Origin of the sequence: Janthinobacterium sp. PSPC3-1 (genome assembly GCF_049896105.1) — a bacterium.
Taxonomy (GTDB): domain Bacteria; phylum Pseudomonadota; class Gammaproteobacteria; order Burkholderiales; family Burkholderiaceae_D; genus Janthinobacterium.
In genome coordinates this window covers 224,591-237,938 of record NZ_JAFCTQ010000003.1, presented here as the reverse complement: position 1 = coordinate 237,938, position 13,348 = coordinate 224,591, and the positions used below count along the sequence as shown (strand labels likewise).

The window sequence follows — 13,348 nt, the reverse complement described above, 5'->3', positions numbered from 1 at the left end:
GGATTTCTATGCAAGCCCCATGGTAAACCAGAATGACGACGCCAGCAGGACAGCCGCTATCAGTCTTTCTTTGGACGGCCGGTTTTCAGTTGCGGCAGGCCGGCCAGCACGTTTTGCAGGGTGGCCAGGTCGATCTGGCTGATCAGCGCCACGCCGATGCGCAGCAATTCGCTTTTCTTGATCTCGAAGCCGGCTTTCAGGCAGGCTTTTTTCACCTGGCCCAGCACTTCATATTCGGCTTCCGGCATGGTGAAGCTGTCGCGCACCAGTTTCGGCTTGCGGGCCTTTTCCTTGACGACGGCGGCGGCCTTGGCGGCAGGCGCTTTTTTCACTGCCGCTGGCTTGGCTGCCGGCTTGGCTACCGCCTTGGCGGCTGGCTTCGCGGCGGCCTTGGCGGCTGGTTTGGGCGCGGCTTTGGCCACGGCCTTGGCCACCGGTTTTTCGGCGGCTGGCGCCGGTTTGGCAGCGGCCTTGACGGCAGCTTTCACGGCAGGCTTGGCAACCACGGCGGCCTTCGCCACGGCTGGCTTGGCGGCAGGTTTGGCGGCTGCGGGCTTGGCCGCCGCAGCAGGGGCCGGGGCTGGCGCTGCCGGCTTGGCTGCGGCTGGCGCTACCGCTTTTGCGCGTGGCTTGGCTGGCGCTTTTGCCGCAGGCTTGGCTGCCACGGCGGCCGCCGGTGCGGCGTCAAAGGCGGCTGCCGCGTTGATCGATTCGCTGGTCGGGAATATCGAAGCGGGAGCGGCGACGGGCTTTTTCACTGGCGCGGTTTTGGTCATGGGTCATCCAATCAAGTAAATAATATAAACAATATATATGGTTTTTAAGAATTTTGCTCGTCAAAAAAAAATTGGTGGCAGTCGCGCAAGCGCTCAGGCACTTGCGCGGATGGTGAAATCGACGCCGACTTCATCCCAGAATTCCTGTTCTTTTTCGATCCAGAACGACACCGTCGGATGGTGCGCCACCCAGCCGCGCTTGATATCGAGGTCGATCCGGTTCTTCATGCGCAGACGCAGCTCGCTGAAATCGGCTTCGATGCGCGCATGCATCAGCAAAATCGACAGGCGCAGCGCCAGCACCGCCTTGGCGAAGTCGGCATCGGCCAGCACATCGTCGATCTTGCGCAGATTGCCCTTTTGCGCCAGGATCAGCCGGCTCATGGTCTTCTGTTCGCGCGTGGTAAAACCGGGCAAATCGGCGTTTTCGATGATGTAGGCCGCATGCTTGTGATAACCGGTCTGCGACACCACCATGCCCGTCTCGTGCAGCAGGCTGGCCCAGCGCAGCGGCTTGACCAGCGCCTCGGACGTGGGTTTGAGCTGCGCGTACAGGGCCTGCGCCTGCTCGGCCACCCGGCTGGCGCGGCGCTGGTCGACATGGAATTTTTCCATGCAGGCCTGCACCGACTGTTCGCGCCGGTCGCGCTTGGTCGAACGCAGGAACAAGTCCCACATCACGCCCATGCGCAGGCCGGCCTCGATCGGCGTCATTGCGGGTATCGCCAGTTCGCGGAACAGGCCGATCAGGATCGCCAGGCCGCCGACGATGGTGCCGGCGCGGTCGGGCCGCAGGCCGGGCAGGTCGATCTTGCTGGTGTGGCCCAGTTCGATGAAGCGGCGCGCCAGCGCGTCCAGGCTGGAGCCGCTCAGCAGGCCGTCGCCCAGCTTGTTGCGGGCGATGATGTCGGCAATCGTGCGGATCGTGCCGGAAGAACCATAGGCCGTCTTCCAGTGCTGCGGCATGTACGGTGGCGCGCCATCCTCGAAGTGGCTGCGCGCCGACAGGATCGCCGCTTCGAACGACGGTGCGTCGATGCGCCCGCCGATAAAGAACGACAGGCTCTGCTTGACCGTGCCGAGGCTGAACGACTCGACCCGCTCCACGTCCTGCCCACGGCCCAGGATCAGCTCGGTCGAGCCGCCGCCGATATCCATCACCAGGCGCCGCTCGCCGGGAATCGCCAGCGAATTGGCCACCCCCATGTAGATCAGCCGCCCCTCTTCCTCGCCCGAGATGATTTCGATCGGGTAGCCGATGGCCTCTTCGGCCAGCGGCAAAAAGACGGCGCCGTTGCGCGCCACGCGCATGGCCGACGTGGCCACCACGCGCACGGCTTCGAGCTGGAAACCGTCAAGCACGGTGCGAAAACGCTGCAGGCACGCCAGCGCGCCCTGCATGGCCGCCTCGGTCAGGTCGCCATGGGCGTCCAGGCCGGCGGCCAGGCGGATCGGGTCGCGCACGCTCTTGATGACGCGGATGGTGTCGCCATCATGCTTGCCGACGTGTAAACGAAAACTGTTGGACCCCAGGTCCACCGCTGCATACATACTGGCCTCTTGTCTGGTCACTGCCCCGCCAGTTGGACCGAAACAGGCCGGCCGGCAGGGAAATTATATAAATCATTTAAACGATTTAAAAATCCTACCACACTACCGCCATCATATGACAGGGGCGTGACAGGATCGTGACAGCCAGCGGCCGGTTTTTACGGCACGATCGTTGTAAACAAATACACGGCGAAGATCACCAGGTGCACCGTGCCCTGCATCACGGTGGTGCGTCCCGTGCCGAGCGACAGGGTGGCCACCATCAGCGACAGCAGCAGCAGCACGGTCGACTTGATGTCCAGGCCCAGCGTGATGGTCAACCCGGTGGCCAGCGACACCACCACCACCGCCGGTATCGTCAGGCCGATGCTGGCCAGGGCCGAACCGAGCGCCAGGTTCAGACTGGTTTGCAGGCGATTGGCGCGCGCCGCGCGCACGGCCGCCAGGCCTTCGGGCAGCAGCACGATGGCGGCGATGACGATGCCGACCAGGGTCTTGGGCGCGCCCATGGCGGCGATGGCCGTTTCCAGCGCGGGCGCCAGCGACTTGGCCAGCAGCACCACGGCGCCCAGGCAGACCAGCAGCGCGATGGCGCTGATCCAGGCCACGGTCGGCGTGGGCGGCTCGGCATGGACCTCTTCGTCACCGACGGCTTCCTTGGGCAGGAAGTAATCGCGGTGGCGCACCGTCTGCACCAGGACAAAAGTGCCGTACAGCACCAGCGAAATGACGGCGATGAAGATCAGCTGGCTGGAGTTGTAGAACGGTCCGGCCGCGCTCGACGTATAGTTCGGCAGCACCAGGGTCAGAATCGCGATCGCCGCCAGGGTGGCCAGCGACGCGCTCACGCCCAGCAGGCCAAAGGTCTGCTCCTTGTGGCGCCCGGCGCCCAGCAGCAGGCAGATGCCGACGATGCCGTTCAGGATGATCATGATGGCGGCGAACACGGTGTCGCGCGCCAGGCCCGTGGTTTCAGGACCGCCGGCCAGCATCAGCGAGACGATCAGCGCCACCTCGATCAGGGTCACGGCCAGCGCCAGCACCAGGGTGCCGTACGGTTCGCCGATGCGGTGCGCCACCACTTCGGCGTGGTAGACGGCGGCCAGCACGCTGGCGATCAGGCCGATCACCAGCAGGATCTGGTAGGCGCCGCCGAAGCCGAAGCTGGCGCCGCCCAGGAACAGCCAGCCCACGATCGGGGCGGCCAGCGGCCATACAGGCAGGGAGGTAAGACTTTTCATGGAGTGGCCCGGGCAAGAGTGGAAAAAGAAATGCGAAAGACAAAGTCTTTCGCATCATAACTTGCTTGGCTTAAATATAAGTTAGGGCTTACACATCCAGTGCGGGGGCCTCCGGCGCCGCCATCACGCGGTTGCGCCCGGCTTCCTTGGCCGCCTGCAGCGCCTCGTCGGCGCGCTTGAACAGCGCCACCGTGCTGTCTTCGGCGCGGATGGTGGTCACACCCAGGCTGGCCGTCAGGCTGAGCACGGCTTTTTCCGTCTTGACCGGCAAGGCGGCGACCGCAAAGCGGATACGTTCGGCCACCATCAGCGCGTCACTCAAGCTGGTGCGCGGCAGCTGGATGGCGAATTCGGCGCCGCCCAGGCGGCCCATCAGGTCGCTGTCGCGCAATTGCTGGCGGCAGATGTCGACCACGCTTTTCAGCACCGCGTCGCCGACCGGATGGCCGTAGCTGTCGTTGACGCGCTTGAAATCGTCGAGATTGAGCACCACCAGCGCGGTGGGCAGGCCGGGCCGGCGCGCCAGCGCCATCCATGGCGCCAGCGCCTGGTAAAAGCCGCGCCGGTTCGGCACGCCCGTGGCCGCATCGACCACTTCCAGGCGAGCCAGTTCGCCACCGAGTTTTTCGCGCGACAGCAGCAGGTAGCCGAAGGCATTGGTCAGCATCATCAGGTACAGCGCACCGAAGCCGGCCAGCTGCATCAGCTCGGCGTCAAAGCCCGGCACGAAGGCGGCCAGCACGCCGCGCGCGGCGATCAGCAGCGACAGCAGGCCCATGGCGACGACCAGGAAACGGCGCAGCATGCTCGCCTCGCGCCACTGCAGCGACAAGGCGGCCACGCCGGACAGGAAGAAGCCGGCCACGATCAGCGAACCGCCGGCGCTGCGCAGCAGCGGCGCCACGTCGAATATATAGCACAGCGCGAACAGCAGCACGGCCGCGCCCAGCGCCGGCAGCAGGCGCCGGCGCCAGCCGCTCTTGCCGGCCGCCTGCCACAGGGCGCCGGCGTCGAGCGCCATGCCGGCGAACAGCAGGCTGTTGCCGAGCAAAATGGAGAGGAAATCGGGCAGCACGCCGCGCAGGTACAGCAGGCACCAGGCGATGGCCTGGCACTGCTTGGCCAGCGCCCAGGTCGACATGGCGAACGACTTCTTGCGCTCGTACTCGAAGAAAAACAGCGCGGCGCACAGGCTCAGGTTGCCCAGCGCCAGCGCCAGGACCAGGGTCTTGATATCCATGGCTCAGGCCAGAGCGCGCGCGTGCAGCAGCTCAGATCTCGTGTTCGACATTGGTGCTGCCGTCGCCGACCTTGCTGGCCCAGGCCTGCACGAAATAGTGCTTTTCCGCTTCGGTGGGGGCGTCGTACCAGAACACGATCAGGGTGCCCTTGTGGTCGTGGATCTGCGCCACTTTTTCGATGAAGTGCTCGTTGCCGGCCTGGTCGGCCATGGCCGCCGCGTAACCGTAGACGCGGGTCAGCCGCTCGATGCGGTCGGGCTCGGTAAAACTGTTGGTGGCGGTAATCGTGGGGTGATCCAAAAACATGCTTGTCTCCATGGTGCCCGATCTTGCCGGCAGCTTGCCGAGGCGCCGCGGCCCTATGGGGATAATAAATCGGGTATGCTGTCAGGAGCTTATCAGATTTCTTTGAATGCAACAAAACCTGGCCTCTTTTCCACCCACCGATTCATGCCCATCGACGCGCAGACGACCGCCCCTCCCCCTCCTCTCGTGCATACCGATGGCGACCGGCGCCGGCTGGAGTTTTGCCCCGGCATGATCCAGAGTGAAATGCTGCTGTCGCGCCCCGATCACCTGCTGCTGCGCTATGCGCGCGCCATGATGTGCTTTACCCTGTTCGTGCCGCGCCCGCGCCATATCCTGATGGTGGGACTGGGCGGCGGCTCGCTGCTGAAATTCTGCCACCGCTACCTGCCCGAGACGCGCATCACGGTGCTGGAACTGCGCGCCGACGTGATCGCGCTGCGCGAGCAATTCATGGTGCCGCCCGACGATGCGCGCCTGCGCATCATCGAGACCGACGCCGTCAGCTATATCCGCCAGCATCCGGCCAGCGCCGACGTGCTGCTGCTCGACGGCTTCGACGCCAGCGGCCTGCCACCGGCGCTGGGCAGCGCGCGCTTCTATGCCGACTGCCTGCGCGCGCTGGTGCCCGGCAGCGTGCTGGTGGCCAACCTGTTCAATTACGATCCGCACTACGCGGCCATGCTGGGCCGGCTGATGCTGACCTTTCGCGGCCTGGTCTGCCACTTCGACGGCATCGCCGGCAATAACCGCATCATCTTCGCGGCCAAGCCCGGCCGTGCCGACGCAGGCCGCGCGGTGCGCATGGTGCGCATGGTCCGCTGGCGCGCGCTGTGCGGCCTGGGCTTCCTGAACCGCCTGCTGCCACCCTGGCAGCTGTGGCGCCTGCAACGGCGCCAGCGGCCGCCGGATTGAAACGGTGTTGCATGGCGGTGTTGCATAATGGCACTGAGCGGTTGCAAAATCAGCACGCCAGACAGCGTTTATGACACACTACCGGCTCTGCCGGCCCGCTGTCGCGGCGGGCCAGATCCATCCTGAACGAGACCCTTTTCCATGCTGCGTGGCCGCCTGCCCTACTCCCTTTCCGCCGCGGCCGCGCTGACGTTTGCCTGCGGCCTGTCGGTGACGGCGGTGCTGTTTGCCGCCATCAGCCAGCTCGAGTACGACAAGATGAGCCTGAGCCTGCAGCAGCGCGCCGGCGCGCGCGTGGCCGCCATCGAGCAGGGCCTGGACGACGCGGTGGAAGTGCTGACCACCACCAACCAGCTGTTTTCCGCCGTGGTGCCCGTCACGCGCCAGCAGTTCCATGACTTCACCACGCCGCTGCTGCAGCGCCATCCCTTCATCCAGGCCTTCAATTACCACCGCCGCGTGCCGCATGGCGAACGCGCCGCATTGGAAGCCGAACTGCGCGCCATCGTGCCCGGCTACCGCATGCTCGAGATGCATGACGGCGCCATGCTGCCGGCGCCGGTGCGCGCCAACTACCTGGTGGTCGACTACCTGGAGCCGATGCACGGCAACCTGCCCGCCTTCGGCCTGAACGTGCGCCCCGACGGCCTGCTGGCCGGCGCCCTCGACCAGGCGGTGACGGGCAACCTGACGGTGGCGACCAGCCTGCTGAACCTGGCCCAGGGCCCGGAAAAGGGCTTTGTCATCCTGCGCCCCGTGTACCGCCACGGCGCGCCGCTCGATACTCCCGAGCAGCGGCGCGCGGCCGTGATCGGCGACACGGCGGCCGTCGTCCGCGGCGGCGAGCTGGTGCAAAAAATCCTCTCCGGCGCCGAACTGCTGGATGATCCGCAGCTGGAAATCGAAGTCTTTGCCGGCGCCAGCGCCGAAGCGGGCAGCCGCATCTTCCAGCACGGCGCGGTGGCGGAAGAGGACCACGCCGGCGGCTGGCACCGGCTGCCGCGCTGGCTGCATTTCGCCTATCACAGCCGCTACGACAAGGGCTTTGCCACCGCCGGCCGTTCCTGGCACGTGCGCGTGGTGGCGCACCCGCGCCCCTTCATGACCGACCACCTGGGCTCGCTGTTTACGCTGGTCACGGGCCTCCTGTTCAGCCTGCTGACAGCCGCCTTCGTGCAGTCGCTGACGCAGCGCTCGCGCCGCGTGCAGCTGCTGGTCGAGCAGCGCACGGCCGACCTCAAGCGCAGCAACGAGCTGCTCAGCGAAGACGTGCGCGCGCGCCAGCGCACCGAACGGGCGCTGCAGGAAAGCGAAAAGCGCTTTCGCCGCCTGCTGGCCCTGTCCTCGGACTGGTACTGGGAACAGGACGCGCACTTCCGCTTCACGCACATCACCAGCGGCTTTGCCGACAAGTCGAACATGCCGCTCGATCGCTTCATCGGCGCCACGCGCTGGGACCATAATCCCGAGATGCGCAATGCGCGCTGGGGCAAGCAGCATATGGCCACCCTGCAGGCCCACCTGCCCTTCTTCCACCTCGAATATGCGATGGCCGACCGCGACGGCAAGCTGCGCTGGTTCAGCATCAATGGCGAACCGCTGTTCGACGACCTGGGCGACTTCAAGGGCTATCGCGGCACCGGTTCCGAGATCACCGAGCGCAAGCTGGCGGAACAGCAGATCCAGCATATCGCCCACCACGACGTGCTGACCGGCCTGCCCAACCGCGCCCTGCTGCGCGACCGGCTGGCGCAGGCGATGGCGCTGTCGCGCCGCAAGAACCGTGCGCTGTGGGTGCTGCTGATCGACCTGGACCGCTTCAAGTTCGTCAACGACAGCCTGGGCCACAAGGCCGGCGACCTGCTGCTGAAAACCATCGCCGCGCGCCTGCAGGCCAGCCTGCGCGAAAGCGACACCGTGGCGCGCCTGTCGGGCGACGAATTCGTCGCCATCCTGTCCGAGCAGGCCGACGAGGAACTGAGCAAGGCGGTGGTGCAGCGCATCATGGACGCCGTGGCGCAACCGGTGCTGCTCGACGGCAAGGAATTCTTTGTCACCTGCAGCATCGGCGTGGCCGTCTACGACATGACGCAATTCGACGCGCCCGGCGACGTGACCCTGAACGGCGAAACGCAGAACCTGATCGAGCAGGCCGACATCGCCATGTACAGCGCCAAGAAACAGGGCCGCAATACCATCAAGTTCTACACCAAGGCGATGAACCAGGCTACCCTGGAACGGCTGCGCATCGAAACGGCGCTGCGCAACGCCCTCGAGCGCGACCAGTTCGTGCTGCATTATCAGCCGCAGCTGGACCTGGAAAGCGGGCGCATCGTTGGCGTCGAAGCGCTGCTGCGCTGGCGCCACCCGGAACTGGGCATGGTGGCGCCCAACCGCTTTATCGCGCTGGCCGAAGATACCGGCCTGATCGTGCCGATCGGCGCCTGGGTGATGCGCCAGGCCTGCGCGCAGATGCAGGCCTGGCATGCGGCCGGCCTGGGGTCCTTGCGCCTGGCGGTGAACCTGTCGGCGCGCCAGTTCAATGAGCCGAACCTGGTGGCCTCGATCGCCGACGTGCTGGCGGAAACCGGCCTGGCGCCGGCCTGCCTGGAACTGGAACTGACGGAAAGCCTGTTCATGCACGACGTGGCGCTGGCGGTGAGCCAGCTGCACGACATGAAGGCGCTGGGGGTGCAACTGTCGATCGACGATTTCGGCACCGGCTATTCCAGCTTTGCCTACCTGCGCACCTTCCCGATCGACGTCCTCAAAATTGACCGCAGTTTTGTCGGCGACGTCGCCAGCGATGCCGACGACGCGGCCATCGTGGTCTCCATCATCGCGCTGGCGCACAACCTGAAACTGCGCGTGGTGGCCGAAGGCGTGGAAACGGCGGAACAGCTGGACTACCTGCGCCGCCACGGCTGCGACGAAGCACAGGGCTTTTACTTCAGCCATCCGCTGCCGGCGCATGAAGTGGAGCTGCTGCTGCGCGGCGAACTGGTCACGCCGGCAGGCTAGTGCACGACGCTCAGCGAGTAATTGAATGGCACCATCATGGCGCAAGGCTGGCCCGCGCAACGTCCCGGCGTATAGGTGATCAGCATCAGGATCGAGCCCGCCAGCTTGCCCGCTTCGCTGTCCGGGCTTTCCAGCAAGGTCACACTCTGCGGCACGCCTTTTTCATTGACGCTGACATTCGCGCGCAAGACGCCCGTGGTGTAGCCGTACGAGATCATTTTCCCCATCGCGCGCGAAATCTGCAGCATGCCTTTTTCCGGATACGGCGGCGCATCGTCCTCCTGCAAGGCCTTGTACCTGCCTTTCACCAGCGCTTGCTGATCCGGCGTCAACTCGGCATATGGTTTTTCCGGCGGCACCACAAAATTGCTGCCGACCACCGGGCGTATGTTCGAGCCGGTGCGCGCATCCTCGCGCTTGATGTTGTAAAGCTTGGGCGTCTCCGGCTGCGGCCGCTGCGTCAACTGGAAGCTGCCGTTGAAGCGGGCTTTCAGCACCTGCCCGTTCGGATACAGGATCTCGCCGTCGCCGACCGGCTTGCCCTCGCGCCATGGCCCGCGATAGGCGCCGCCCAGGGCAAATGTCATCGTCCCGCTGCCTTCCGGGCCATTGCGCCAGCCACCTTCATAACGGTCTCCGCCGGCAAAGGCGGCCTTGACATTGCCGACCGGCTTGCCATGCTCGAAGGTGGCTTCCAGCTTGTTGCCGCTTTTAAACACCACCACCGCCGGCCCCTGCAGCTCGCCGTCCCGGTACGTGCCCTCGTGCACGCTGCCATCGGCCCGTTGCGCGATGCCGGCCCCCTCCGGCAGGCCCTTGGCCAGCGGCCCTTCATAGCGTTCGGTCGGCTTGCCATCCAGGCTCCACTGCAAAGCGCCGGGGCCGCTGGCATAACCGTCCTGGCAAGCGCCGCTCCAGTACGCCGCATGGCCGGCAACCCGCGCCGGTTCGACAACGCGGCAGTCCGGCTTGCCGGCGTAGCGGATGTCGGCGGCAGCGGCGCTGGAAGCACCCAGCAAGACTATCAGGGAAAAGCAAGCTTTCATAACATATTTGCAATAGTTAAAGTTGCAATATGTTAACATAAGCTACATGAGGGAAAATACACGCATTCTCACAGTCTCCACTACAGCTTTTGCTGCAGGAATTCGAGGAAGCAGCTGATGCGCTGCGCCAGCTGGGTATTGCGGTAATACACGGCGTGGATCTGCTGGCGGTAGCCGGTGTAGAACGGCTGCAGCACTTTCACCAGGCGCCCGGCGGCGATATCGTCACGCGTCATGAAGTCGGACAAACACACGATGCCCTGGTCGTGCAGCGCCAGCTGGCGCAAGGTTTCGCCGCTGGAGGCGGCCAGCGCCGGCACGATCTGCAGGCTGTTGCCGGCCTGGTGGCGCAACGGCCAGTTATTGCCCAGGTCATACTGGGCAAAGCCCAGCAGCGCGTGGTTGGCCAGTTCTTCCGGCGTGCCTGGTGCGCCATGGCGCGCCAGGTAGGCCGGCGTGGCCAGCAGGTGCAGCGGGCTGGAACTCAAGGCGCGCGCATGCAGGGTGGAGTCGGCCAGGGCGCCGATGCGGATGGCGATATCGGTGCGGTGTTCCAGCAGGTCGGCGATCTGGTCGTTGCTGGTCAATTCCAGCCGTATCTCGGGGTACATGGCGCGAAATTCGGCCACGTGCGGCACCACGCAATGCAGCATGAAGGGCGAGGCGGCGTCCACGCACAGGCGCCCGGCCGGTTTCTGGCGGCGGATGCGGATCGATTCTTCCACGTCTTCCATGGAGGCCAGGATGGTGCGCGCGCGCGCCAGGAACAGCTGCCCTTCTTCGGTCAGTTCCATGCGCCGCGTGGTGCGCGTCAGCAGGGAGGTGGACAGCTTGTCTTCCAGGCGCGACAAGGCCCGGCTCACGCCCGAGGTGGTTTGCCCCAGGTGCACGGCGGCCGCGCTCAGGGTGCCGCTGTCGATGACGGTGACGAAGATTTTCAGGTCGTCCGAGTTGATATCCATTCTTGCCCTTGTTTCACAGATCGGGGCATTATAATGGATTATCAGCAATAGTCGGGGCGGCGCCCGGCTTGCCCGCTACGTCAGGCAACGTAGAACAAGATGGCGATAAAATGGCAGCTGCTGCCGGCCAGCACGAACAAGTGCCAGATGCCGTGGCCATGGCGCAGCTTGTGGTCGGTGGCGTAGAAGCCGATGCCGCCCGTGTAGCACAGGCCGCCGGCCGCCAGCCACAAAAAGCCGTTCCATTCCAGTGCCGCCAAGAGCGGTTTCAAGCCTATGACGATCAGCCAGCCCATCAGCACATAGATCACCAGCGACAAAATGCGCGCGCCCCTGGCGTACAGATATTCCTGCGCGATGCCGATCACGGCCAGGCCCCACACCACGCCGAACAGCGACCAGCCCCACGGCCCGCGCAAGGTCACCAGCATGAAGGGAGTGTAGGTGCCCGCTATCAGCAGATAGATGGCGCAATGGTCGAGCCGCTGCAGCACCGTCTTGGCCCTGCTGGCGCGCACGCTGTGGTACAGCGAGGACGTCAGGTACAAGGTCAGCAGCATGGCCGCATACACGCTGCAGCTGACGATTTTCCACGCATCGCCCGTGCGCGCCGCCGCCACCACCAGGATCACCCCGCCGATGGCGGCCAGCGCCGCGCCGACCACGTGGGAGATACTGTTGAAGCGTTCGCCGGGGTACATGGCTACAGACCCCAGGCAAGGGCTGGTGCCGGACCCTGATTCAGGGGTTCAATCAAGCTTCCTCAACCTTCTTGCGCGCAGGACGGCGTGCTGGCGTCTTGCGTGGCGCCTTGGCTGGCTGTTCTTCCACCGCTGGCACGACTTCAACCACCGGCGCCACCTCGACCACAGCTTCAACCGCTTCCACCGCCGCCTTGGCCGGTTTCTTGGCAGCCGCCGCCTTGCGGGCCGGCGTACGCTTCGGTTTCGGCTTGACTTCGGCCGGCGTTTCGATCACCGGCTCGACGACGGTTTCCACCACCGGCTCCGGTTCAGGCACGAACTCGACGACCGGTGCCACTTCCACCACCTCGGCCACGGGATTGCGCGCTTCGCGATTATTGCTGTTGCGCCCGCCACGGCCATTGCGGCGCGAGCCGCGCTTGCTGTCTTCCGCCACGGTCTCTACCGCCTCAGCCGCTTGCTGCACCGGCTCCTGCACCGTCTCGACGGCCTCGACCGGCGTTTCCACTTCCGCCACCGGCACAAAGGCCTGCGGTACGGCATCGTTGCGGCGGTTGTCGTTCTGCTTGCGCCCGCCGCGGCCATTGCGGCGCGTGTTGTCACGTCCCTCGCGGCGGTTGCCGGTGTTGCCACTGTCGCGGTTGCCGTCTTCCTGCGCGGCGGCGTCCACCACCACGACTTCGCTGGCGTTGTCCGTGACAGCTGGCACGGAAGCGGCCGGCGCCAGGCCGCTGCTGCGGTACACATAGGCGCCCGATTTTTCATCGCGGCCAAATTCCAGCAAACCGCGCGTCTGCGCTTCTTCAAGCAGGTTGCCGAAGGTGCGGAAACCGTAGAACGATTCGCTGAAGTCGGGCTTGCGGCGCTTGATCGCTTCTTTCAGCATCGAGGCCCAGATCTTGCCGCTGTCGCCGCGCTCGGACACCAGCGCGTCGAAGGTTTCGACGGCCATCTCGATCGCCTCGGTCTTGCGCGACTCGTATTTTTCCTTGCGGCGCACTTCTTCGTCAGCCGAACGTTTCGGCGCCGGGGCATCACGCTCATCGCGCTCATTGCGGGCATCGCGCTTGGCGGCCGTGCGGCGGCTTTCGCGCACCAGGTCGTCATAAAAGATGAATTCGTCGCAGTTGGCCACCAGCAGGTCGGAGGTCGACTGCTTGACGCCCACGCCGATCACCTGCTTGGCGTTTTCGCGCAGTTTCGACACCAGCGGCGAAAAGTCGGAGTCGCCGCTGATGATGACGAACGTGTTGACGTGGGCCTTGGTGTAGCACAGGTCGAGCGCATCGACCACCAGGCGGATGTCGGCCGAATTCTTGCCGGACTGGCGCACATGCGGGATTTCGATCAGCTCGAAGTTTGCTTCGTGCATGGTGCCCTTGAAGCTCTTGTAGCGGTCCCAGTCGCAATAGGCCTTCTTGACAACGATGCTGCCCTTGAGCAGCAAGCGCTCCAGGATCGGTTTGATGTCGAATTTTTCGTAATTTGCATCGCGCACGCCGAGCGCGACGTTTTCAAAGTCGCAAAACACGGCCATGCTGAGGTTTTCTGGGGATGACGCCATAGGGATTTGTTCTCAAGTGAT

General features: G+C 65.0%; 11 protein-coding genes. 2 read left to right on the top strand and 9 right to left on the bottom strand.

The genetic code is table 11. The annotated features are described in order from the left end of the window. Nucleotides 1–59 precede the first annotated feature (59 nt). From ACP7B7_RS05650 to ACP7B7_RS05630, 5 genes are all read right to left on the bottom strand, one after another. Entirely contained in the window at nucleotides 60–776 is a 717-nt protein-coding gene (locus tag ACP7B7_RS05650) for a hypothetical protein (RefSeq protein WP_426075992.1), read from the bottom strand. A gap of 93 nt (nucleotides 777–869) precedes the next feature. Then, on the bottom strand, nucleotides 870–2,327 hold the full coding sequence (locus tag ACP7B7_RS05645) for a Ppx/GppA phosphatase family protein (protein ID WP_308920185.1): 1,458 nt from the start codon (nucleotides 2,325–2,327) through the stop codon (nucleotides 870–872). 158 nt (nucleotides 2,328–2,485) lie between these two features. Further along, on the bottom strand, nucleotides 2,486–3,568 hold the full coding sequence (locus ACP7B7_RS05640) for a calcium:proton antiporter (protein ID WP_308920184.1): 1,083 nt from the start codon (nucleotides 3,566–3,568) through the stop codon (nucleotides 2,486–2,488). An 88-nt stretch (nucleotides 3,569–3,656) separates the two neighbouring features. Further along, the gene (locus tag ACP7B7_RS05635; protein ID WP_426075991.1) at nucleotides 3,657–4,808 is read right to left on the bottom strand and encodes a diguanylate cyclase; all 1,152 of its coding nucleotides are present in this window, start codon (nucleotides 4,806–4,808) and stop codon (nucleotides 3,657–3,659) included. A gap of 31 nt (nucleotides 4,809–4,839) precedes the next feature. Continuing rightward, nucleotides 4,840–5,115 (bottom strand): hypothetical protein, encoded by a 276-nt coding sequence (locus ACP7B7_RS05630; protein ID WP_308920182.1) that lies wholly within the window; start codon nucleotides 5,113–5,115, stop codon nucleotides 4,840–4,842. A 144-nt stretch (nucleotides 5,116–5,259) separates the two neighbouring features. Between ACP7B7_RS05630 and ACP7B7_RS05625 the strand changes: the two genes are divergently transcribed. Continuing rightward, a complete protein-coding gene (locus ACP7B7_RS05625) occupies nucleotides 5,260–6,030 on the top strand; it encodes a transferase spermidine synthase (RefSeq protein ID WP_426075990.1) in 771 nt (256 codons plus the stop codon). 141 nt (nucleotides 6,031–6,171) lie between these two features. Continuing rightward, entirely contained in the window at nucleotides 6,172–9,051 is a 2,880-nt protein-coding gene (locus ACP7B7_RS05620; protein ID WP_426075989.1) for a bifunctional diguanylate cyclase/phosphodiesterase, read from the top strand. On the opposite strand, the gene ACP7B7_RS05615 is transcribed toward ACP7B7_RS05620, so the two are convergent. From ACP7B7_RS05615 to ACP7B7_RS05600, 4 genes are all read right to left on the bottom strand, one after another. After that, nucleotides 9,048–10,097 carry an MORN repeat-containing protein gene (locus ACP7B7_RS05615; RefSeq protein WP_426075988.1) on the bottom strand — a complete coding sequence of 350 codons (1,050 nt, stop codon included), beginning with the start codon at nucleotides 10,095–10,097 and terminating at the stop codon, nucleotides 9,048–9,050. The genes ACP7B7_RS05620 and ACP7B7_RS05615 overlap by 4 nt on opposite strands. An 80-nt stretch (nucleotides 10,098–10,177) precedes the next feature. Continuing rightward, nucleotides 10,178–11,059 (bottom strand): LysR substrate-binding domain-containing protein, encoded by an 882-nt coding sequence (locus tag ACP7B7_RS05610; RefSeq protein ID WP_426075987.1) that lies wholly within the window; start codon nucleotides 11,057–11,059, stop codon nucleotides 10,178–10,180. Between the two features lie 80 nt (nucleotides 11,060–11,139). After that, the gene (gene trhA, locus ACP7B7_RS05605; RefSeq protein WP_308920177.1) at nucleotides 11,140–11,760 is read right to left on the bottom strand and encodes a PAQR family membrane homeostasis protein TrhA; all 621 of its coding nucleotides are present in this window, start codon (nucleotides 11,758–11,760) and stop codon (nucleotides 11,140–11,142) included. 52 nt (nucleotides 11,761–11,812) lie between these two features. Continuing rightward, nucleotides 11,813–13,327: an NYN domain-containing protein gene (locus ACP7B7_RS05600; protein ID WP_426075986.1), complete on the bottom strand. Its 1,515-nt coding sequence runs from the start codon at nucleotides 13,325–13,327 to the stop codon at nucleotides 11,813–11,815. Nucleotides 13,328–13,348 lie beyond the last annotated feature (21 nt).

Excerpts from the sequence above, each read along its gene's own strand:
- ACP7B7_RS05650 (WP_426075992.1), bottom strand. The coding sequence starts at position 776 with ATGACCAAAACCGCGCCAGTGAAAAAGCCCGTCGCCGCTCCCGCTTCG.
- ACP7B7_RS05645 (WP_308920185.1), bottom strand. The coding sequence starts at position 2,327 with ATGTATGCAGCGGTGGACCTGGGGTCCAACAGTTTTCGTTTACACGTC.
- ACP7B7_RS05640 (WP_308920184.1), bottom strand. The coding sequence starts at position 3,568 with ATGAAAAGTCTTACCTCCCTGCCTGTATGGCCGCTGGCCGCCCCGATC.
- ACP7B7_RS05635 (WP_426075991.1), bottom strand. The coding sequence starts at position 4,808 with ATGGATATCAAGACCCTGGTCCTGGCGCTGGCGCTGGGCAACCTGAGC.
- ACP7B7_RS05630 (WP_308920182.1), bottom strand. The coding sequence starts at position 5,115 with ATGTTTTTGGATCACCCCACGATTACCGCCACCAACAGTTTTACCGAG.
- ACP7B7_RS05625 (WP_426075990.1), top strand. The coding sequence starts at position 5,260 with ATGCCCATCGACGCGCAGACGACCGCCCCTCCCCCTCCTCTCGTGCAT.
- ACP7B7_RS05620 (WP_426075989.1), top strand. The coding sequence starts at position 6,172 with ATGCTGCGTGGCCGCCTGCCCTACTCCCTTTCCGCCGCGGCCGCGCTG.
- ACP7B7_RS05615 (WP_426075988.1), bottom strand. The coding sequence starts at position 10,097 with ATGAAAGCTTGCTTTTCCCTGATAGTCTTGCTGGGTGCTTCCAGCGCC.
- ACP7B7_RS05610 (WP_426075987.1), bottom strand. The coding sequence starts at position 11,059 with ATGGATATCAACTCGGACGACCTGAAAATCTTCGTCACCGTCATCGAC.
- trhA (WP_308920177.1), bottom strand. The coding sequence starts at position 11,760 with ATGTACCCCGGCGAACGCTTCAACAGTATCTCCCACGTGGTCGGCGCG.
- ACP7B7_RS05600 (WP_426075986.1), bottom strand. The coding sequence starts at position 13,327 with ATGGCGTCATCCCCAGAAAACCTCAGCATGGCCGTGTTTTGCGACTTT.